The following is an 18,092-nucleotide window of genomic DNA, read 5'->3' as shown; positions in this document are numbered from 1 at the left end:
GCGGTATGGAACGAGAGCTGAAGCTGCGGGTTTCCGCAAAGAACCTCGACAAGTTGCGCCACGCGCCGTTGCTTGCGCAGTCCAACGGCGCCGGCGCGACTCAACAGCTGACGAGCACGTACTTCGACACTGCCACGCTCGCATTTCACCGGTGCGCGGCTTCCCTGCGGGTGCGTGCGGCCGGCAACCGCAGAGTCCAGACGTTGAAACTGGAAGGATCGGCCCGGGCCGGCCTGTTCGAGCGGGACGAATTCGAGACGCCCGTCGACGGCGACGTCCCCGATCTGACACGGCTGCGGGACACGCTCCCCGACGACACCGAGTGTGGCCGCCTGGTTCGCGACCAGGCCACGGCACCGGATCTTCAGCCCGTGTTCGTCACGCGGATCAAGCGGCGGGTTCTACCGCTGCGCCTGCCTTCCGGCGATGAAGTCGAGGTCGCGCTCGACAAGGGGACGGTCGACGCGGATTCGAAGTCGGTCCCGATCGCCGCGATCGAACTGGAACTGAAACGCGGCCGCCCCGAAAACCTGTACGGCATCGCACTGAAATTGCTCGACATCGCGCCATTGCGCATCGATCACGAGAGCAAGGCCGATCTCGGGTACGGGCTGCTCGTCGCCGAGCACCAGCCGGCCGTCAAGGCGCAACCGGTGCAACTGAAGAAGCACGATTCGATCGAAGACGCGTTCTGCCGGATCGTGCGCAACTGCCTGGACCAGATCCGCGCCAACGAACGCGGTGTCGAGTCCGGTCATGATCCGTCGAGCGTGCATCAGATGCGGGTGGGGCTGCGTCGCCTGCGTTCGGCGCTCGACCTGTTCGCGAAAGTGATTCCCGCGTATCCCGGCCTTGACGACGAACTGCGCTGGATCGCCGGCGAGCTCGGCGCCGCGCGCGACTGGGAAGTGCTTGCCGGAGCGACGCTCGACCATGCCGGCACGAACGGCAATCCGGACGAGATCCGTTCAGTGCGGAACGCCTGCAAGCGCATTGCCGCCGTCAATCGCCAGCGCGCGGCTTCCGCAGTCGGATCGGTTCGCTACACGCGGCTCGCGTTACAGCTCGCGTCATGGGTGAACCGAAAGGGCTGGCGGGACGGGATGCCTGACGAACGGCGCGATGCCATCATGCAGCCGGCGAGTCCGTTTGCTCACGAGGTTCTGCGTCGCCGGCACCGGAAACTGATCAAACGCGGCAAGAGGCTGGCCGATCTCGACGATCACCGGCGTCACCGTGCGCGCATCGCGGCGAAGAAGGTCCGGTATGCCACCGAATTCTTCGCGTCGCTGTGCCGCAAGCAAGCCGTCCGCTCGTACGTCGACGCGCTGTCCGAACTTCAGGATGATCTGGGCTGGCGTAACGATGCCGTGGTCGCCGAGCAGTTTCTGAAGGCGCTGCCTCGCACGTCACCCGACGCCGCGCCGGGCGCGGGCTTTGCTCGCGGCTTTCTGGCCGCGCGTGCCGCGGCCGATCATCAGACGTTGAAGCAGCTGTGGAGCCGCTTCAAACGGCTGTCGCCGCCGCACTGAAGCGGCACGCGGCCGCATCGACGTGGCGCGATGGCACTCAGGGCTTGCACGCGATCGCCTCGATCTCGATCCTGGTGCCGACCATGTTCGTCGCCTGCAACGTCGAGCGTGACGGCTTGTTCTCGGGGAAGAACTCCGCATAGACGCGATTGAATTCGGCGAAGTCGCGCGCGTCTTCGAGCCAGACGGTGGTTTTCACGACGTCGCCGAGCGTGCATCCTGCCAGCGCGAGTACGTGTGCGACGTTCTTCAACGTCTGACGCGTCTGCGCTTCGATCCCGCCGGCAACGATGCTGCCGTCTTCGTTTCTCGCCACCTGACCGGATACGAATACCAGATCGCCGGCTTTGGTCGCCAACGATCGAGGCAGGTTTCGCGTGACGGGGTTGCTTTCTGCGAAGTATTCGATTGCCATTTGAACCTCCGTTCGATCCGCCTGGCGCATGCGCCGGCCAATGACGAAGAGCGTAGCGCGGAACCCGCGCGCTGCCAATCCGGTGTTCGCGACCGAAGCGCCGCGACATGCTGCGTCGCCTCGTCGTCGCCAATCAGTAGCGCTCGGACACACCGTCGATCCCGCGCTCGTGCAATTCGCGCACGAGCCTCGCACGCACCGTCGCGACATCGGAAAACGCAGGCCGTCGACGCGCGGCGATTTCGTCAGCCGTATAGGGCTTGAAATCGCGCGGCAGCGCATCGCGATTCATCGTCGTGAGCACCCAGTTCAGTACGTCGGCGAGATCCTGGTCCGACAGCGCCGAGTTCGACGCGCCGGGCACGCGCATCACGTATTCGCGCCCGGCCGGCAGATGCGTGAAATAGCCGAGCGAGTTCGCGAGCGGCGGCACCTTGCCCGGAATGCCGCCGCCCGTCGCCGTGTGGCAGCCCATGCAGTTGAGGACCCAGTGCTGCCGCGCGAGCGTCGCGTCGGCCGCGCCGTCGGCATGCGCGGGAGCTGCAATCGCACATGTCGCGACAGCAACCACCAGCGCCGAAGACAGACGGCGTGTCACGAACGAGCCGATCCGCAACGCCGCCGTACGCCCGCCACGACGCCGAATGCCGGCCGCATTCACAGCCCCAGCCCCTTCGTCACGATCGCCCGTTGCGCGTGAACGGCCGTGCCGTCCATCTCCTTCGCCCGCGCCGCGCGAATGTCGGCTGCCGTGAACGGCTTCGCGTCGCCGTGCCGGTCGTTGAGATCGAACACGACGTAGTTGAGCACGTTCGCGATGTCGTCGTCGCTCGCGCTCGCGAACGACGGCATCTTGAAGTTGTAGCGCTTGTCGTGCACCTCGATCGCGCCGAACATCCCGTGCAACAGCGTCGCGACGAGTTGCGCGCGGCCCGCGTCGGCCGTCGCGTACTTGCCCGGATACTCGGTCAGCGGCGGCGCGAGGCCGTCCTGCCCCTTGCCGCCCGCCTGGTGGCACACCGCGCACTGCGCGTCGAACAGGCTCTTGCCCGCCGGGTAATGAACGGCCTGCTGCGCACCGGCCTCGCCCGGCAGCATCAGAAACCCGGCGGCGGCGGCCACGCCCGCCACGATCTTTCCAGCTTGCTTCACTTTCATTGCTTTGCCGCTCCCAGCAGGACCGAAACCGAACAGTGGTAATTCGAATTACCGTTCGCCATGCACCAGTTGATGTCGTTGTTCAGCGACAGCTTGTACAGCGGTTTCTCGCGCTCGTTGCGGTTGCAGAAGCACTTGCCGCACGACGTCTTGCCGCAGCAATCGTTGTACGACACGATGTAGTCCGAACCGTCGTGCGGATTCCGACAGGTGCCGATCCACGTGATCGGCGACGGTGTGGTGCCCGGCGGGCAGCTGCTCGACGTACCGCCGCAGCAGCTGCACAGCCAGCCGTCGATCGCGCAGTATTTCCAGTAGTCGCAGCCCATCGGATCGTCGCTCGCGCCCGATGCGTCGGCACCGGACGCCGCCGATGCACCCGAGGCCGCGTCAGCCGCGTACGCGGTGCGATCGACGGGCAACAGCGGCAGCATCGCCGATCCCACCAGCACCTTGCCGAGCTTCGCCATCGCGCTGCGCCGCGAACTATGCTGCGCGACGCCACGCGCCGACCGTTCGAACCATGAATCAAACAGGCCCATTCCGTTGTTCTCCGTTGACGTTGAAGGAAGGTCGGCCGATCACGCGTGCTGCGCGTGCTCTTGATGGCCGTCGTGGTCGTGATCGCCGTGCACGAACTGCTGCAGCGATGCGACGCCACGCTCTTTCGCTTCGAACAGGCTCTCGAGATGCTCGCGCGTATTGACGAGCCCCTTCGCGCGCACGGTGCCGGTGTCGTCGAGCAGCACCGCGTACGGCAGCTTGCCGATCTGGTATGCGAGGCCGAGCTCCTGCGACAGCACGTACGGGAAGCGCGCGAGGTCGTGCTTCTGCGCGAAGCGCGTGTGTTCGTCGGGATCGCCGTCGCTCGCGAGCACGATGTTCACCGGCGTCGACTCACTCGCCTGCAGCGACGGCAGCAGCGGCAGCAGCTTCTTGCAGACCGGGCACGTCGGCGACAGGAAGAACAGCAGCGTCGCCTTGCCCGCTGCATCGATGCCGCCGACCTTCACCTGCGAGCCGCGAATGTCGGTCAGCTCGAAGGCGGGCGCGATCGCGCCGACCGCCGGCCCCTTGTCGATCATCAATGCGCCGGCCGGCATGATGCGTTCGTACAGGATGCCGATCTGGCGCACGAGCGCGAGGCAGATCGCGCCGAGCCCGAGCACGGCGAGCCACAGCAAGGCGGTGGAAACGGTGAGAGCGGTTTGCATCATGAATTCCTCAGGTGGGAAAGGCGCGGTACGTTGGCGAGCAGCACGTCGACGGTGAGCAGCGCGCAGACGATCAGCAGCACGGAAGAGAACAGCGTCAGGTAGTCGAACCACACGACCGCGCGGCTGCCCGGCTCGACGAGCGCGGTCGCGGCCAGCACGACGATCAGCAGCACGCGCGCGACATGCAGCCAGCCGATGCCGCGCGGCGCATCCGTGCGCGCGGCATCGGCAAAACCGGAACAGCCGCAGTCGATGTCGGTGTGGCCGCGCAGGATGTTGATCGTCATGCCGGCCGCGAACACGAGCAGCAATGCGATCAGGCCGAGCGCGCCGGTCATGCGTGTATCGGGAAACAGCAGCGCCGCCGCGCAGACGGCTTCGGCGAGCGGAATCGCGAACGCGGCGGACGCGGTGAGCGCATCGGGCAGCAGGCGATAGCCGGCGAGCGCCTGCCGGAACGCCCCGGGCCGGCGCATCTTCGCGAAGGCGCCGAGCAACACGACGACGGCCGCGCCGGCCTGCGCGCTGGTGGCGAGTACGGGATCGAGCGTCATCGCGGCCTCACGGATTCACGAGCAGCGTCGGCGTACTGCCGATCTGCTTCTCGACGTGCTGCAGCTTGCCGCTGTGCGCGTCCATCACGACGAGATCGGACGTGCCCGTCAGCCCGTAGAACAGCGGCTTGTCATCCTCGCTGACCTGGATCGACACGAGCGGATCGACCTTCTGCTGCGCGAGATCCCAGCGCGCGACGCGCTGTTTCGTCTTCAGGTCGTAGATCCACACCTGCGTGCCGGGATCCTTGTGCGTGCCGTCACCACCCTTGTGCATCAGCACGTAATAACGGTTCTGCCTGACCTGCACGGCCGTCTGCTGCATGCCGCCCGGGCGCCAGCCTTCGGCGCGCTCGGCGTCGGTCAGCAGCGACCACGACTTGCCGAACGCGGGCCTGGCGCCGTTGAAATCGGCGCTGCGCACGTTGCCGTGATACGTCGTGAACAGATAGCCGCCCTGGTAGCGCGACGCGTTGATGAAGGCCGGATCGTTGTCGACGTCGATGAATGCATCGGACATCGTGCGCTTCACCTCCTCGCCGTTCGCGTCGAGCGTGACCGTGAGCGCCTTGCCGCTTTCGCACAGCGCGGTGAAGCGGTCGTTCCCCGACGGATACGCAAGCACGCATGCCGCGGTGTCGATCTCGGACAGCACCTGCTTCGACACCGCGTCGATCACCGTCACCGACGCGGCCGGCGTGATGTTCGCGACGTACAGCCGCTTGCCGTCCGCACTGAACGCGGTGTTGTACGGCGACGGCACGTGCTGCCCGTGCTTCGCCGGAATCACGATCTCTCCGGTGTGATCGAGCGTCGTGTTGTCGGTCATCTCGACGACGTCGGTGCGCGTGCCGTGCGAGCCGCGCGAGAAATAGGTCGTCGCGATGAAGCTCGTCTTGCGGTCGGGCGAAATCGCGAGGCCGGGCGCGAAGCCGCCGTCGATCTGGCCGAGCAGCTTCTTCGCGTCGGCGTCGTACACGAAGATGCGCCCGTCGGTCATCGTCGGCATCGCGATGTCCACGACGTACACCGCGTGCGGATGCCACGGCGGCATCTTCTGCACGACCAGTTCCTCGGGCTTTTCCGTCGCGTCCGCGCTGCCGGCCCACGCCGCCGCGAACGCCAGCGTCGCCGCGAAAGCCGCGGTGCGTCGCCTTGTTCTCATGTCGCCTCCAGTTGGGATTCAGGTAATGTGGGGCGACTGTAGTTCGACAATAAATCGGTTCAGCACCCGGACCGGCAACGCGTGCGTGCCGATTCGGGATATTGGAAAACCGCCTGAAAGGCACCTGCGGCGCGCCCCATCCGACCCCGCCAGAACCCCTGCCGGAATAGCGCTCATCCGTATTGCACCGACCGCCCGGTCGGTTTAATCTTGCGCGGTCCGAACGACCGCCGGAGGCGCCGTGCTCGTGTTTCACCAGATGTTCGACGACGCAGACCGGCATGCCGAGGCGCTGCGCGGCTGGGATCAGCGTTACGACCAGATCGGCTGCGGCTCGTATCGCAGCACGGTCAAGCACGTGGAGCTCGACGGCGTGCAATTGTTCCAGGAAGCGGCGAACGTGCGCGTCATCCAGCGCGGGCGCCTGCCGGCTGGCCATACGGTATTCGGAATGCCGCTCACCGGCTCGGGCACCTTCGCCTTCGGCGATGCGCGCATCGAGCACGGCACGATCGTGATGGCGCGCGGCGGCTCGCCTTTCGAACTGCATTCACCCGACGACATGTCGCTGATCGGCGTGGTCGTCGACGCCGAGCTGATGCAGCAGATCGAGGATGCCGCCGACGTCCGGGTCGACGAGCGCGCGCTGCGGCGCGGCGTCGTCGACGTGCCGGTCGCCGCACGCGAACGCGCGAGCCTGCAGTTCGCGACACTGCTCGAACGCGTGCTGTCGGCACCCGCCACGTTCGATGCGGCGCGTGCGCAGTCCGAGTTGCGCGGCGAGGTCGCCAACGTGCTCGTCGATCTCCTGACCTACCGGATGCCCGAGCCGCCACACCGCCTCACGCATGCGTGCCACGCCGACATCGTGCGGCGCGTGCATGACTACGTGATCGAGCACCCGGAAGCGCCCGTCGACATCTTGAGCCTGTGTACGCAGCTGCGCGTGAGCCGGCGCACGATGCAGAACAGCTTCCAGTCGGTCGTGCAGACCGGTCCGCTGAACTACACGCGCTCGCTGCGCCTCGCGCAGGTGCGACGCCTGCTGCTCGACACGCGGCAGTCGGACCTGCCGATCAGCGAGGCGGCCGCGCGCTGGGGCTTCATCCACCTCGGGCATTTCGCGAACGCGTACAGGGCCCAGTTCGGCGAACTGCCTTCGACGACGGCGCGCCGGACGGTGCGCGGCGCAAAAACGCGCTGAGCGCCGGCAAAAACCGCGATAATCGTGCGTTGAACGTCCGGCTTCCGCGAGCCGAGCGCGGTGCGCGCGGGCCTGCCCGCTCGCCGCGCCGCGCCGCGCAGTACGTGACGACCACCCGCTTCCACCCCACGCCCCGATGCCAGAGGATTTCCACTTCCTGTTGCTGCCCGGCTTCTCCGCGCTCGGCTTCATGTCGGCGGTCGAACCGCTGCGCGTCGCGAACCGCTTTCGCACCGAGCTGTACCGCTGGCACGTGATCAGCGCGGACGGCACGCCCGTCGCCGCGAGCAACGGCATTCCGGTCGCGGCCGAAGCCGCGTACGCGGATGTCGCACAGGTCGAGACGGTGTTCGTCGTCGCCGGCTTCGATCCGCTCGTGTGCTACGACCGTGCGCTCGCGGACTGGCTGCGCCGCCAGAACCGGCACGGCGCGACGCTCGGCGGCATCGACACCGGCAGCTTCGTGCTCGCGGAAGCCGGGCTGTTCGACGCATCGCAAACGCTGACGCTGCACTGGGAAGCGCTCGCCGCGTTCCGCGAGCGCTACCCGGGACTGAACGCGACGCAGGAACTGTTCGAGATCGACGACCGGCGCATCACCTGCGCGGGCGGCACCGCGTCGATCGACATGATGCTCGACCTGATCGGCCGGCGGCATGGCGCCGATCTCGCGGCGGCCATCTCCGAACAGTTCGTCGTGAGCCGCATCCGGCAACGCTCGGACAGCCAGCGGCTCGAGATCGCCGCGCGCTATGGCGTGCACAACCGCAAGCTGATTCAGGTGATCGACACGATGCAGCGGCACATGGAAACCCCGCTCGGCTCCGATGCGCTCGCGCAGGACGTGGCGATCACGCGGCGCCAGCTCGAACGGCTGTTCAGCGCGACGCTGAACGACACGCCGACGCGCTTCTACCTGAACCTGCGCCTCGATCGCGCACGCGAGCTGCTGCAGCAGACCGACATGAGCATCACGTCGGTGTGCGTTGCGTGCGGTTTCGAATCGCCGTCGCATTTCTCGCGCACGTATCGCTCGCGTTTCGGCGTGAGCCCGCGCAGCGACCGCCGCGCGACGCGCTGAACGGCGCCGCTTTTGCGTACAATCCGGCGCGCCATTGCACGCGCCGGCAGCGTTCCCCGCCATTCGCTCAATAATGCCGCCGATTGATCGACGCACCGAAGCGGCCTTCGAAAATAAATTGCAAAGTTGCCGAAAATATTCTGTAACATACCTCGCAATTAGATAGGCAGCCCTAAGGAGATGAGAGCCCGGGCCCGACGCATGTCGCGCCACGCAGGCTGCCAGACCGATATCAATTCCGAGGGGTATGACATGACGATGTTCGCCTCACCGTCGCCGCACCTGCCTGCCGTTCGCTTCCCCGCCGCCATTGCGTTCCGATTCGTTTCGACCTGACGCTTAGTTATCCTCAGTCAGTCGAATCTCCGAGCACCGCTTCGCCGCACCGGTTCCATCGAGCCGGCGCGCGAGCCGTGTCGTGCCTGCTCGCCATAAGCGCGCGGGCGTGTCCAACCGTTGAGATGAGGATCACCCATGCAGACATCACGCAAAGCATTGCCGCTCGCCCTGGGTCTCGCGCTCGGTTTCGGCATCGTCGGCGGCAGCGCGGCCGATACCAAGGTCGCGAACCCGCAGGCGTCGAGCCTGCGCGAAAGCCTGACGCGCGGCGTGGCACCGGCCGCGGCCAAGGCCGATACCGCCGCCGGGCAGTTCCGCGCCGACGGCGTCGCCGTCACGCTGTACAACCCCGCCTATCGCGCGAACAAGGCGGCCGCCACGCCCGCGGCCGCCGCGCGCGATTTCGTCGCGGCGCAGGCGACGCAGCTCGGGCTCGACCCGGCCGCGCTCGCGAGCCTCGCGGTGACGTCGGAGCGCAGCGATGCCGATTTCACCGTCGTGCGCTTCCAGCAGCAGGCGGCCGGACTGCCCGTGTACGGCAGCGACATCGCGGTGACGGTCGCGAAGGACGGCCGCATCCTGTACGTCGCGAGCAACACGATCAACGGCGTGGTCGTCACCGCGCACAAGACACAGGCGGTCGACCAACAGCAGGCGCTCGACCGCGCCCGCGCGTATCTCGGCGTCAGCGGCTTCACGAACCTCGACGCACAGCGCGTCGCGTTCGTCGACAAGGCCGGCACGCATACCGCATGGAAGGTACGCGGCCGCCCGCAGGACGGCCCGAAGGGCGACTGGGAACTGCTGATCGACGCGGATAGCGGCGAAGTGCTGCGCGCCGAGGACAAGGCGTTCTATGCGACCGACGGCACCGGCTTCGTATTCCGGCCCGATCCGCTTTCGTCGACGAAGAGCAGCTACGGCAGCACGGGCTACAAGGACGGCAACGACGCCGATTCAACCCAGCTCACGGCCGCGCGCGTGCGCGTGACACTGAAGGATCTCGCGCAGTCGAACTCGCGCTACGTGCTGTCGGGCCCGTATGCGTCGTGCGTCGACTTCGATGCGCCGCGCGACAACGCGTGTCCGGCGCAGGCGACGCCGACGTTCGAGTTCACGCGCGGCAACCTGTATTTCGAGGCGGTGAACACGTACTACCACATCGACACGTTCCTCCGTTACGTGAACCAGACGCTCGGCATCAAGGCGCTGCCCTACCAGTACACGGGCGGCGTGCAGTACGACCCGCACGGCGAATCGGGCGACGACAACTCGTCGTACTCGTCGAGCAGCGGCCGGCTGACCTTCGGCCAGGGCGGCGTCGACGACGCGGAAGATGCGGACGTCGTGATCCACGAGCTCGGCCACGGCATCCACGACTGGGTGACCAACGGCGGCCTGTCGCAGCAGGAAGGCCTGTCGGAAGGCACGGGCGACTATCTCGCCGCCGCGTACAGCCGCGACTTCAATCAATGGAGCCCGTCCGACGCGCAGTATCACTGGGTCTACAACTGGGACGGCCACAACGAATACTGGGGCGGCCGCGTGACGAACTGGAACGTCGGGCGCACCTACGCGCAGGCACGCGGCGCCGAGATCCACACGGCCGGGCAGTACTGGGCGTCGTGCAACCTCGTCGCGCGCGACGCGATCGGCGCGCAGGCGATGGACAAGGCCTTCCTGAAAGGGCTGTCGATGACCAACAGCTCGACGAACCAGAAGGCCGCCGCCCAGGCGGTGCTGACGGCAGCGGCCGCGCTCGGCTACAGCAGCGCGCAACTCACGGCGATCGGCAATGCATACAACAAGAGCTGCACGTACGGCGTGACCGTGCCGCAGAAGTCGTAATTCCGCAGCAGGCGGGGGCGCCGCACGACGTGCGCGCGCCCTCTTCCTCGACATCGCCATCCTCATGAGATCGAACATGCCTACTCTGACATTGACCCGCCTGAGCGCCGCGCTCGGCGGCATGCTGCTGACCGCCGCCGCGCACGCGACGCCGGTGTGGATCACGCTCGGCGACACCGCGTTCCGCCAGCTTCAACGCATCGATGCGAGCGCAACCGCGCAGTACAGCACGGCGGTCGACACCGGCAAGACGGCCGACGGCGCCGTGCGCCGCGAAACCGTGCATATCGTCGAGATCGACGATTCACGACTCGGTGAACTCGCCCATGCTGTCCACCATGCGCGCGGCCACGGGCCCGGCTACATCGTGCACGACTCGTTCGACGACGCACGGCAGGCATTGGAGCCGGTGCCCGCGGCATTCGCGAAACAGGCGGCCGTGCCCGCCTACCCGGTATCGAACGCGCCGCAGATCAAGACCTGGATCCAGCAACTGCAGGCCAGCAACATCGTCGGCACGATCACGTCGCTGTCCGGCTTCACGAACCGCTACTACACGACGTCGCACGGCGTCGCCGCGTCGGACTGGCTCGCGCTGCAGTGGCGGCAACTGGCCGGCTCGCGCACCGATATCGCCGTCGAGCAGTTCACGCATGCGGGCTTTCCGCAGAAGGCCGTGATCCTGACGATCCGCGGCAGCGATCCGGCCGCGGGCACGATCGTGCTGGGCGGCCACCTCGATTCGACGGTCGGCCGCACGACGGAAAACACGCGCTCGCCCGGCGCCGACGACGATGCGTCCGGCATCGCCAGCCTGACCGAAGCGCTGCGCGTGCTGCTCGCGAACGGCTACCGGCCGAAACGGACGATCAAGTTCGTCGGCTACGCGGCCGAGGAAGCCGGCCTGCTCGGGTCAAAGGCGATCGCGAAGCAGTTCCGCACGCAGAACGCGAACGTGGTCGGCGTGCTGCAGCTCGACATGACGAACTACCAGGGCGATCCGAAAGACATCTATCTGATCACCGACTACACGAACGCCGCGCAGAACACCTACCTCACGAACCTCGCGAAGACCTACCTGCCCGAGCTCGCGATCGGCACGTCGCAATGCGGCTATGCGTGCTCGGATCACGCGTCGTGGCATGCGCAAGGCTATCCGGCGTCGTTCCCGTTCGAGGCCGACCAGAACGACAGTCCCTATATCCATACCGTGAACGACACGCTGGAGAATTCGGACCGGCAGGCGAACCACGCGCTGAAGTTCGGCAAGCTGGCGCTTGCGTATGCGGTCGATCTCGGCGGCGACGGCAGTACGACCGTCAAGCGCTGACCGGCTCGAGCCGCCCGGGCGGGCGCGTGCATCATGCGCGCCCGGTCGAGCGCGTTGCCCGTTCCGGATAGAATCGTCGTTCGATCACTTCCGCACCACGGTGCTCCGCCATGACCGATTTCTCCCGCTCCGTCGACGCCCTCTCGCCCGAGCACGTCACGACCGCATTCGATTTGCCCGGCCACACGATCGTCCGCTCGCTCGGCGTCGCACAGGGCATCATCGTGCGTTCGCGCTCGATCGTCGGCTCGTTCGGCGCGGCGCTGCAAACCATCTTCGGCGGCAACATCACGCTCTATACGTCGCTGTGCGAGAAGGCGCGCCAGCAGGCGTTCGACAAGATGCTCGCCGACGCGCGCAAGCTCGGCGCGAACGCGATCGTCGCGATGCGCTACGACTCGACCGAGATCGGGTCGGGCGTCACGGAAGTCATCTGCTACGGCACGGCCGTACAGGTCGCGCGCGACGCCGGCGTCTGACCGTCAGCCGTTATGCGCTTATGCGCTGGCCGCACACACGATCGCGACGATCGAGCCGATCACGAGCACCACGCCGATCGTCTTGCGCTTGTTCAGCTCCGTCCACAACAGCACGCCGGTGAGCGACAGCAGAATCAGCGCGCCCGCGAGCGTATCGACGAGCAGCACCCAGCCGATGCTCGTCCCGACGCCCTTGTGCAGGTTCGTCAGCCACGCGAGCGTGCCGTTGCCGGTACGCTTGAGCGTCATCGTGTCGCTGCCGATCCAGTAGTCGACCGCGACGTTTTCATGCGGCGACGCGAACACGAGTTGCCAGTGCTCCGGCTGCACGGTTTCGCGGTCGCCCCATGCGACCGGATGCGCGGGCTCCTTCTGCACGCGGCCCATGCGTTCGGGCAGATGCAGATCCGGTTGCGCACGCAGCCATTGCTCGAGCGCGCGCGGTGACGCGGGCCGCGGATCGGGCACGCCGAGCCGCAACGTCTCGACGCGCGGCGCGCCGGTCTGGATGCGCAGCGGCGGCGCACGATGATTCAGCAGGAAACCCGTCGTGCCGAACAGCAGGCCGAGCGCCGCGCCCCACAGGCCGATCCAGCCGTGCACCTTGCGCAGCCATTTGATGAAGGTGCCGCGGCGCGAACGCGTGCCGCCGGAGCCGGCCGGGCACACGCCCGGCGCGATGCGGGACGCGGATGCCGCGTCGATGTCGATGGGATCGGCAACGCTCACGTCTCGCTCCAGATTCTCAGAAGATTGTGGTAGCAGCCGACCAGGCTGCGGCACGCCTGCGTATCGGCGCCGCCGGCGTTGAGCCGCTGGATCGCCGTGTCCATGTCGAACAGCAGCGCCCGCTGTGCATCGCTGCGCACGAGGCTCTGCACCCAGAAGAAACTCGCGACGCGCACGCCGCGCGTGACCGGCGTGACCTGGTGCAGGCTCGTCGCCGGATAGACGATCATGTCGCCCGCGGGCAGCTTGACCTGTTGCACGCCATACGCGTCCTCGATCACGAGTTCGCCGCCGTCGTATTCGTCCGGCGCGGACAGGAACAGCGTGACCGACACGTCGGTGCGCAGCTTCACGCCGTTCGGCAGCACGCGCACCGCGCCGTCCACGTGACTGCCGAACGTCATCCCGCCTTCGTAGCGGTTGAAGAGCGGCGGATAGACCTGGTTCGGCAGCGCCGCGCTGATGAACAGCGGATTGCGCTCGACCGCGGCGAGGATCGCGTCGCCCAGTTCGCGCGCAATCGGCGCATGCTCGGCGATCTGCTGGTTGCGCTTGACCGGCGCGCCCGTGTAGCCGGCCGTCGCGCGGCCGTCGACCCACGCGTCGCCCGCCTGGTCGAGCCGGTCACGCACCGTGCGCACCTGCTCGGGTGTCAGCACGTTCGGGATGTGTACAAGCATCGTTCCACCTTTTTCATCGAATGACGCGGCGATCGCACGCGTGCGGTCAGAACCGGTAGTCGAGCGTCGCGAGGAACGTGCGTCCGACGCCCGGCACCGCGCGGCCGCCGTCCGACTGGATCAGCGCATCGTAATAGAACTTGTCGGTCAGGTTCAGCAGGTTCAGGCGCAGGTCCCACTGCTTCGCGTGATACGCGGCCGTTGCATCCCAGCGCGTATAGCCGCCCACCTGCACGTAGTTCGTGTTCGCCGCGTAGCGACCCGACATGTAGGTCGGGCCGCCGCCGATTTCCCAGTGCGGCGTGAACGCATACGTAGTCCACAGCGTGAACGTGTTGCGTGGCGTATTCGCGAGCGTCTTGCCCTGGGTGCCGTCGAGCGCGCTCAGGATCACGCCGTTCATGTACGTATAGCTGCCGAACACCTGCCACTTTGGCGTGATGTGGCCAGTCACGCTCGCCTGGAAGCCACGCACGCGAATGTCGCCCTCGAGCAGGTATTCACCCGTCGACGTCAGCGTGCGCGCGTTGCTCTTCTCCTGCTGGAACAGCGCCGACGTGACCGACAGGTTGTCGTTCAGCAGATCCCACTTGCCGCCGACCTCGTACGACTTCGTGTGTTCCGGCGACAGGTTCTGCGTGTTGTTCGTGACCGTCAGCGTCTCGAGCGACGGGTTGAACGACGTGCCGTACGAGAAGTAGTACGACTGCGATTCGGTCGGCTGGTAGATCACGCCGGCCCGCACGCTCGTGAAGTAGTTCGTCTGCGACGCGTAGCCCGGCGCGCTCACCGTGTTCGCGAGATGCGCCTGGAAGCGATCCCAGCGCAGGCCGCCGACGAACTTCCAGTCGCGGCCGATCGACACCGTGTCGTTCATGTACGCGGCGAGCGTCGTCGCGCCCGATTCAGCGTGGTTGGCCGGCGTCTGCGTCGCGTTGGACGCGCTCGACGACAGATAGGCCGGATCGATCAGCGACAGGATCGGCAGGCCGCTGCGCGTGTACGCCTGGTTCGTGTAGCTGTCGTGCCCGACCTCGACGCCCGCGATCAGGTCGTGCTTCACGAAGCCGGTGTCGAACTTGAAATGCGCCATCGTGTCGTTGTCGACCGAATGGTTTTCGATCACGCGATCGTGACTCGCGAGCTTCACGTACAGCGCGGACATCGGCAACGACGTGTAGTTGCCGTTCGCGAGCGCGGTGCTCGACGCGAGCGGCCCGGTCAGCACCGCGTTCGCGGCCGTCTCGCGCGCATCGGTCATCGAGTGCGAGAACGACGTGCGGTTGCTGATCGTCAGCGCGTCGTTGACGCGATGATCGATGCGCGCGGACACCGTCTGCACGTCCTGGATCGTGCGGTCGTCGGTGAGGCCGTAGAACGTGTGCTTCGACACCGGCGCCGGATGGCCGTCGACCGCGAGCACGCCGTAGTCCGGCATGTCGTAGTTGTGCTGGATCAGCGCGGACAGCGTGATCTCCGTCGGCGTGCCGATGCCGAAGCGCAGCTCCGGCGCGATTCCGTAGTCCTTGTTCTTCATCACGTCGCGCGTCGAGCCGAGCGACTGGCCGAACGCGTTGATGCGGAACGCGGAGGTCGCGCCGAGCGGCCGGTTCAGGTCGACGCTCGTGCGGTAGTGGTCGTCGGTGCCGAGCGTCGTCGACACTTCGGCGGACGGCTTCAGGTTCGCCTTCTTCGACACCTGGTTGATCACGCCGCCCGTCGAGCCGCGCCCGAACAGCATCGACGACGGGCCGTACAGCACCTCGACCGAATCGAGATCGAACGTGTCGCGGTAGTACTGGTTACGGTCGCGGAAGCCGTCGAGATAGATGTCGTTCTGCGCGGTGAAGCCGCGCAGGTTGATGTTGTTGCCGATCTGCCCGCCTTCCGCGCCGCCGATCGTGATGCCCGGCGCATTGCGCAGCGCGTCCTGGAACGACGTGAGCCCCTGTGATTCCAGCAGCGCCTTGTTGATCACCGTGACCGACTGCGGAATGTCGCGCAGCGCGGTGGGGGTTTTCGCGCCGACGGTCGAACGCTCGGCCTGGAAGTCCTGATGCACGGCCTGCCCCGCCACGTTGACCGTCGGCAGCGTGTCGCTCGCGGCCGGCGTCGCACTGCCCGGTTTCGCGGTGACGGCCGGCGCCGACTCGGCGCTCGTGCTCTGCGCGAATGCAGGCGAAGCGATAGGCAAAGCAAAGGCCAGCGCGAGCGCACTCGCGAACGGGGTCTTGTTCGGCATGAAAATCCAGTCGGAATTTGAAACCGCCCCGCGTGGACGCGCGGCGACGCGCGCACGAGGCACGGATACGCTGGCTCGCTGGCCGCCGACGATCAGACCGACGGCGACACTAGCTGGCTACGGTTGACGAGTGACCGGCAGCGCAGTCGACGCCGCGGTCATGAAAATGAGAATCGGTATCATTCCAGATATTTCTTTTCGTTTCAATTGATACCCGCTTCATCATACGAAAGCACGATGTTTCGAAAAATTACGGAAAGTTTTATGTAATTATATGAATGGCTTTTGTAATTGGTCGGGATATTCAGTCTGACAAATTTAGGGCTGGGAGCCTTGTGCAGCAAGGCACTGAAGTATCAGCCTCTTTTCGGATTTCATCCTCGGCGCGCTCGATGATGCGCACCGCTTTCAGCTCCGATACCTCGCATCACGCGAAACGACAGTCGCCGGATTGATTGTTCAGATGATTATCCAGGCCGAATGCCGTTTGGAATTCGATTGAAACAAGAAAGCAATTTGAAATGAATCGCGACGCATGAGGCCGGTTTCCCGTGAACGGTAAACGCATCGCCCCGCTGACGTCGACTCAATGATCGCGCTCCAGCGACGTCATGTTCCGCAAGGTCGGGAACAACCGCATCCATGTCAGCGCGACGGCGATCGTCGCCGCGCCGCCGACGACGATCGCCACCGGGGCACCCCACCACGCAGCCGTCACGCCGGATTCGAATTCGCCGAGCTGGTTCGACGTCCCGATGAACAGCGAGTTGACCGCGCTCACGCGGCCGAGCATGTCGTCGGGCGTGCGCAGCTGCACGAGCGACAGGCGCACGACGACGCTCACCACGTCCGATGCGCCGAGCGCCGCCAGCGCGACGAGCGACACCACGAAATTGCGTGACAGCCCGAACACGATCGTCGCGATGCCGAACGCGATCACGCCGCCGAACATCGCGCGGCCCGGCCGCCCTTTCAGCGGAAAGCGCGTGAGCCACAGCGTGCCCGCGAGCGCGCCGACCGCCGGCGCCGCGCGCAACGCGCCGAGCCCCCACGGGCCGACCTGCAGGATATCGCGCGCGTAGATCGGCAGCAGCGCGGTCGCGCCGCCGAACAGCACCGCGAACAGGTCGAGCGACAGCGCGCCGAGGATCGCCAGTTCGCGCCGGATGAACGCGATGCCGGAAAACACCGACCGCAGCGTGACCGGTTCGCGCGCCGGCGGCGCACTGCGCAGCGGAATCGTGCCGCTCAGGATGGCCGCGATCGCGAACGCCACGACGCTCGTGCCGAACGCCGCGGGCGCGCCGACGCCATACAGCACCCCGCCGAACGCGGGCCCGAGAATCTGCGCGGCCTGGTTCGCGGACGTCGACAGTGCGGTCGCGCGCGGCAGGTCGCCGCGCGGCACGACGGCCGGCAGCAGCGACGACACCGACGGCGATTCGAACGCACGCGCGGTGCCGACGATCGCGGCCAGCGCATACACGCCCGGGGCGGTGAGCCCGCCTTGCGCCGCGCCGAACAGGAATACGCCGGCGGCCAGCGCCTCGACGCCCTGGCAGATCGTCGCGATGCGCCGGCGGTCGTAGCGGTCGGCCACCTGCCCGACGACGAGCGTCAGCGCGAACATCGGCACGAACTGCGCAAGCCCGACGAGCCCGAGCGCGAACGCGCTGTGCGTGAGCGCATAGACGTACCAGCCGATCGCGACCGACAGGATCTGGAAAGCGAGCGACGACATCACGCGCGTGCCCCAGAAGCGCTGGAACGGTGTGTGGCGGAACAGGTTGACGGGTAACGGCGACGGCGAAGTGGATTCGGGTAACGGGGTGGTCATCGGCGAGACGTCGTGGAGGGAAGGCCGGCGATCGCCGATACGCGATGCGGCCAAAGCGCGATGATAGCTTCAACCGCCGAAACCTTGCCGGATGGCTATCGGATGCCGATGCTGATTCGGCCGCCATGGCACGCACCGCGCGGCACAATGCAACGCCGAACCGCGCCGCATCGCGCAAAAATGTCTTTAGCCGATTTCCGGGTAGAGAGGGCCGGCGTTCTGCGTTCTGCGTTCTGCGTTCTGCGTTCTGCAGTATGAAATCTCAAATCGCACAAATGAATA

The 18,092-nt window shown here is 66.5% G+C and carries 18 protein-coding genes; 7 read left to right on the top strand and 11 right to left on the bottom strand.

What is annotated here, in order from left to right; translation table 11 throughout:
- Positions 1-5 precede the first annotated feature (5 nt).
- On the top strand, positions 6-1,532 hold the full coding sequence (locus U4Z31_RS03500) for a CHAD domain-containing protein (protein WP_321809591.1): 1,527 nt from the start codon (positions 6-8) through the stop codon (positions 1,530-1,532).
- A gap of 37 nt (positions 1,533-1,569) precedes the next feature.
- On the opposite strand, the gene U4Z31_RS03495 is transcribed toward U4Z31_RS03500, so the two are convergent.
- The 7 genes from U4Z31_RS03495 to U4Z31_RS03465 all read right to left on the bottom strand — a co-directional run bounded on the left by U4Z31_RS03495 (position 1,570) and on the right by U4Z31_RS03465 (position 6,041).
- Positions 1,570-1,947 (bottom strand): RidA family protein, encoded by a 378-nt coding sequence (locus tag U4Z31_RS03495; protein WP_044847766.1) that lies wholly within the window; start codon positions 1,945-1,947, stop codon positions 1,570-1,572.
- 133 nt (positions 1,948-2,080) lie between these two features.
- Positions 2,081-2,563 (bottom strand): c-type cytochrome, encoded by a 483-nt coding sequence (locus U4Z31_RS03490; RefSeq protein ID WP_185733771.1) that lies wholly within the window; start codon positions 2,561-2,563, stop codon positions 2,081-2,083.
- 41 nt (positions 2,564-2,604) lie between these two features.
- Positions 2,605-3,105, bottom strand: coding sequence for a cytochrome c (locus U4Z31_RS03485; protein ID WP_321809431.1), 501 nt, complete (start codon positions 3,103-3,105; stop codon positions 2,605-2,607).
- The gene (locus tag U4Z31_RS03480) at positions 3,102-3,647 is read right to left on the bottom strand and encodes a methylamine dehydrogenase light chain (RefSeq protein WP_321809430.1); all 546 of its coding nucleotides are present in this window, start codon (positions 3,645-3,647) and stop codon (positions 3,102-3,104) included. Before U4Z31_RS03480 ends, U4Z31_RS03485 begins: the two co-directional genes overlap by 4 nt.
- A gap of 39 nt (positions 3,648-3,686) precedes the next feature.
- A complete protein-coding gene (gene mauD / locus U4Z31_RS03475) occupies positions 3,687-4,322 on the bottom strand; it encodes a methylamine dehydrogenase accessory protein MauD (RefSeq protein ID WP_321809429.1) in 636 nt (211 codons plus the stop codon).
- Positions 4,319-4,876: a MauE/DoxX family redox-associated membrane protein gene (locus tag U4Z31_RS03470; protein WP_321809428.1), complete on the bottom strand. Its 558-nt coding sequence runs from the start codon at positions 4,874-4,876 to the stop codon at positions 4,319-4,321. Before U4Z31_RS03470 ends, mauD begins: the two co-directional genes overlap by 4 nt.
- A gap of 7 nt (positions 4,877-4,883) precedes the next feature.
- The gene (locus U4Z31_RS03465) at positions 4,884-6,041 is read right to left on the bottom strand and encodes an amine dehydrogenase large subunit (RefSeq protein ID WP_321809427.1); all 1,158 of its coding nucleotides are present in this window, start codon (positions 6,039-6,041) and stop codon (positions 4,884-4,886) included.
- 241 nt (positions 6,042-6,282) lie between these two features.
- Between U4Z31_RS03465 and U4Z31_RS03460 the strand changes: the two genes are divergently transcribed.
- The 5 genes from U4Z31_RS03460 (at position 6,283) to U4Z31_RS03440 (ending at position 12,322) form a co-directional block, all read left to right on the top strand.
- Positions 6,283-7,245: a helix-turn-helix domain-containing protein gene (locus U4Z31_RS03460; protein WP_321809426.1), complete on the top strand. Its 963-nt coding sequence runs from the start codon at positions 6,283-6,285 to the stop codon at positions 7,243-7,245.
- A 136-nt stretch (positions 7,246-7,381) separates the two neighbouring features.
- Positions 7,382-8,326 carry a GlxA family transcriptional regulator gene (locus U4Z31_RS03455; RefSeq protein WP_044847758.1) on the top strand — a complete coding sequence of 315 codons (945 nt, stop codon included), beginning with the start codon at positions 7,382-7,384 and terminating at the stop codon, positions 8,324-8,326.
- A 474-nt stretch (positions 8,327-8,800) separates the two neighbouring features.
- Positions 8,801-10,513 carry a M36 family metallopeptidase gene (locus U4Z31_RS03450; protein WP_321809425.1) on the top strand — a complete coding sequence of 571 codons (1,713 nt, stop codon included), beginning with the start codon at positions 8,801-8,803 and terminating at the stop codon, positions 10,511-10,513.
- 76 nt (positions 10,514-10,589) lie between these two features.
- The gene (locus U4Z31_RS03445) at positions 10,590-11,843 is read left to right on the top strand and encodes a M20/M25/M40 family metallo-hydrolase (protein WP_321809424.1); all 1,254 of its coding nucleotides are present in this window, start codon (positions 10,590-10,592) and stop codon (positions 11,841-11,843) included.
- 110 nt (positions 11,844-11,953) lie between these two features.
- The gene (locus tag U4Z31_RS03440) at positions 11,954-12,322 is read left to right on the top strand and encodes a YbjQ family protein (protein WP_044847755.1); all 369 of its coding nucleotides are present in this window, start codon (positions 11,954-11,956) and stop codon (positions 12,320-12,322) included.
- Positions 12,323-12,340: 18 nt separating this feature from the next.
- Here U4Z31_RS03440 and U4Z31_RS03435 read toward each other — a convergent pair whose 3' ends face one another.
- The 4 genes from U4Z31_RS03435 to U4Z31_RS03420 all read right to left on the bottom strand — a co-directional run bounded on the left by U4Z31_RS03435 (position 12,341) and on the right by U4Z31_RS03420 (position 17,810).
- A complete protein-coding gene (locus U4Z31_RS03435; protein ID WP_321809423.1) occupies positions 12,341-13,051 on the bottom strand; it encodes a PepSY-associated TM helix domain-containing protein in 711 nt (236 codons plus the stop codon).
- Positions 13,048-13,731 (bottom strand): Fe2+-dependent dioxygenase, encoded by a 684-nt coding sequence (locus U4Z31_RS03430; RefSeq protein ID WP_124492195.1) that lies wholly within the window; start codon positions 13,729-13,731, stop codon positions 13,048-13,050. The genes U4Z31_RS03435 and U4Z31_RS03430 overlap by 4 nt, the downstream gene beginning before the upstream one ends.
- 46 nt (positions 13,732-13,777) lie before the next feature.
- Positions 13,778-15,973 carry a TonB-dependent siderophore receptor gene (locus U4Z31_RS03425; RefSeq protein ID WP_321809422.1) on the bottom strand — a complete coding sequence of 732 codons (2,196 nt, stop codon included), beginning with the start codon at positions 15,971-15,973 and terminating at the stop codon, positions 13,778-13,780.
- Between the two features lie 586 nt (positions 15,974-16,559).
- On the bottom strand, positions 16,560-17,810 hold the full coding sequence (locus U4Z31_RS03420) for an MFS transporter (protein WP_321809421.1): 1,251 nt from the start codon (positions 17,808-17,810) through the stop codon (positions 16,560-16,562).
- A gap of 44 nt (positions 17,811-17,854) precedes the next feature.
- Between U4Z31_RS03420 and U4Z31_RS03415 the strand changes: the two genes are divergently transcribed.
- On the top strand, positions 17,855-18,092 hold a 238-nt coding region (locus U4Z31_RS03415; protein WP_321809420.1), incomplete at its 3' end, for a hypothetical protein.

Source organism: Burkholderia sp. BCC1985, assembly GCF_905339915.1.
Classification (GTDB): Bacteria; Pseudomonadota; Gammaproteobacteria; order Burkholderiales; family Burkholderiaceae; genus Burkholderia.
The sequence above is the reverse complement of the archived record's forward strand: the minus strand, read 5'-3'. Positions and strand labels throughout refer to the sequence as shown.

What these genes read in the sequence shown, in the direction of transcription:
- U4Z31_RS03500 (WP_321809591.1), top strand. Translation starts at nt 6, where the DNA reads ATGGAACGAGAGCTGAAGCTGCGGGTTTCCGCAAAGAACCTCGACAAG.
- U4Z31_RS03495 (WP_044847766.1), bottom strand. Translation starts at nt 1,947, where the DNA reads ATGGCAATCGAATACTTCGCAGAAAGCAACCCCGTCACGCGAAACCTG.
- U4Z31_RS03485 (WP_321809431.1), bottom strand. Translation starts at nt 3,105, where the DNA reads ATGAAAGTGAAGCAAGCTGGAAAGATCGTGGCGGGCGTGGCCGCCGCC.
- U4Z31_RS03480 (WP_321809430.1), bottom strand. Translation starts at nt 3,647, where the DNA reads ATGGGCCTGTTTGATTCATGGTTCGAACGGTCGGCGCGTGGCGTCGCG.
- mauD (WP_321809429.1), bottom strand. Translation starts at nt 4,322, where the DNA reads ATGATGCAAACCGCTCTCACCGTTTCCACCGCCTTGCTGTGGCTCGCC.
- U4Z31_RS03470 (WP_321809428.1), bottom strand. Translation starts at nt 4,876, where the DNA reads ATGACGCTCGATCCCGTACTCGCCACCAGCGCGCAGGCCGGCGCGGCC.
- U4Z31_RS03465 (WP_321809427.1), bottom strand. Translation starts at nt 6,041, where the DNA reads ATGAGAACAAGGCGACGCACCGCGGCTTTCGCGGCGACGCTGGCGTTC.
- U4Z31_RS03455 (WP_044847758.1), top strand. Translation starts at nt 7,382, where the DNA reads ATGCCAGAGGATTTCCACTTCCTGTTGCTGCCCGGCTTCTCCGCGCTC.
- U4Z31_RS03450 (WP_321809425.1), top strand. Translation starts at nt 8,801, where the DNA reads ATGCAGACATCACGCAAAGCATTGCCGCTCGCCCTGGGTCTCGCGCTC.
- U4Z31_RS03445 (WP_321809424.1), top strand. Translation starts at nt 10,590, where the DNA reads ATGCCTACTCTGACATTGACCCGCCTGAGCGCCGCGCTCGGCGGCATG.
- U4Z31_RS03440 (WP_044847755.1), top strand. Translation starts at nt 11,954, where the DNA reads ATGACCGATTTCTCCCGCTCCGTCGACGCCCTCTCGCCCGAGCACGTC.
- U4Z31_RS03430 (WP_124492195.1), bottom strand. Translation starts at nt 13,731, where the DNA reads ATGCTTGTACACATCCCGAACGTGCTGACACCCGAGCAGGTGCGCACG.
- U4Z31_RS03425 (WP_321809422.1), bottom strand. Translation starts at nt 15,973, where the DNA reads ATGCCGAACAAGACCCCGTTCGCGAGTGCGCTCGCGCTGGCCTTTGCT.
- U4Z31_RS03420 (WP_321809421.1), bottom strand. Translation starts at nt 17,810, where the DNA reads ATGACCACCCCGTTACCCGAATCCACTTCGCCGTCGCCGTTACCCGTC.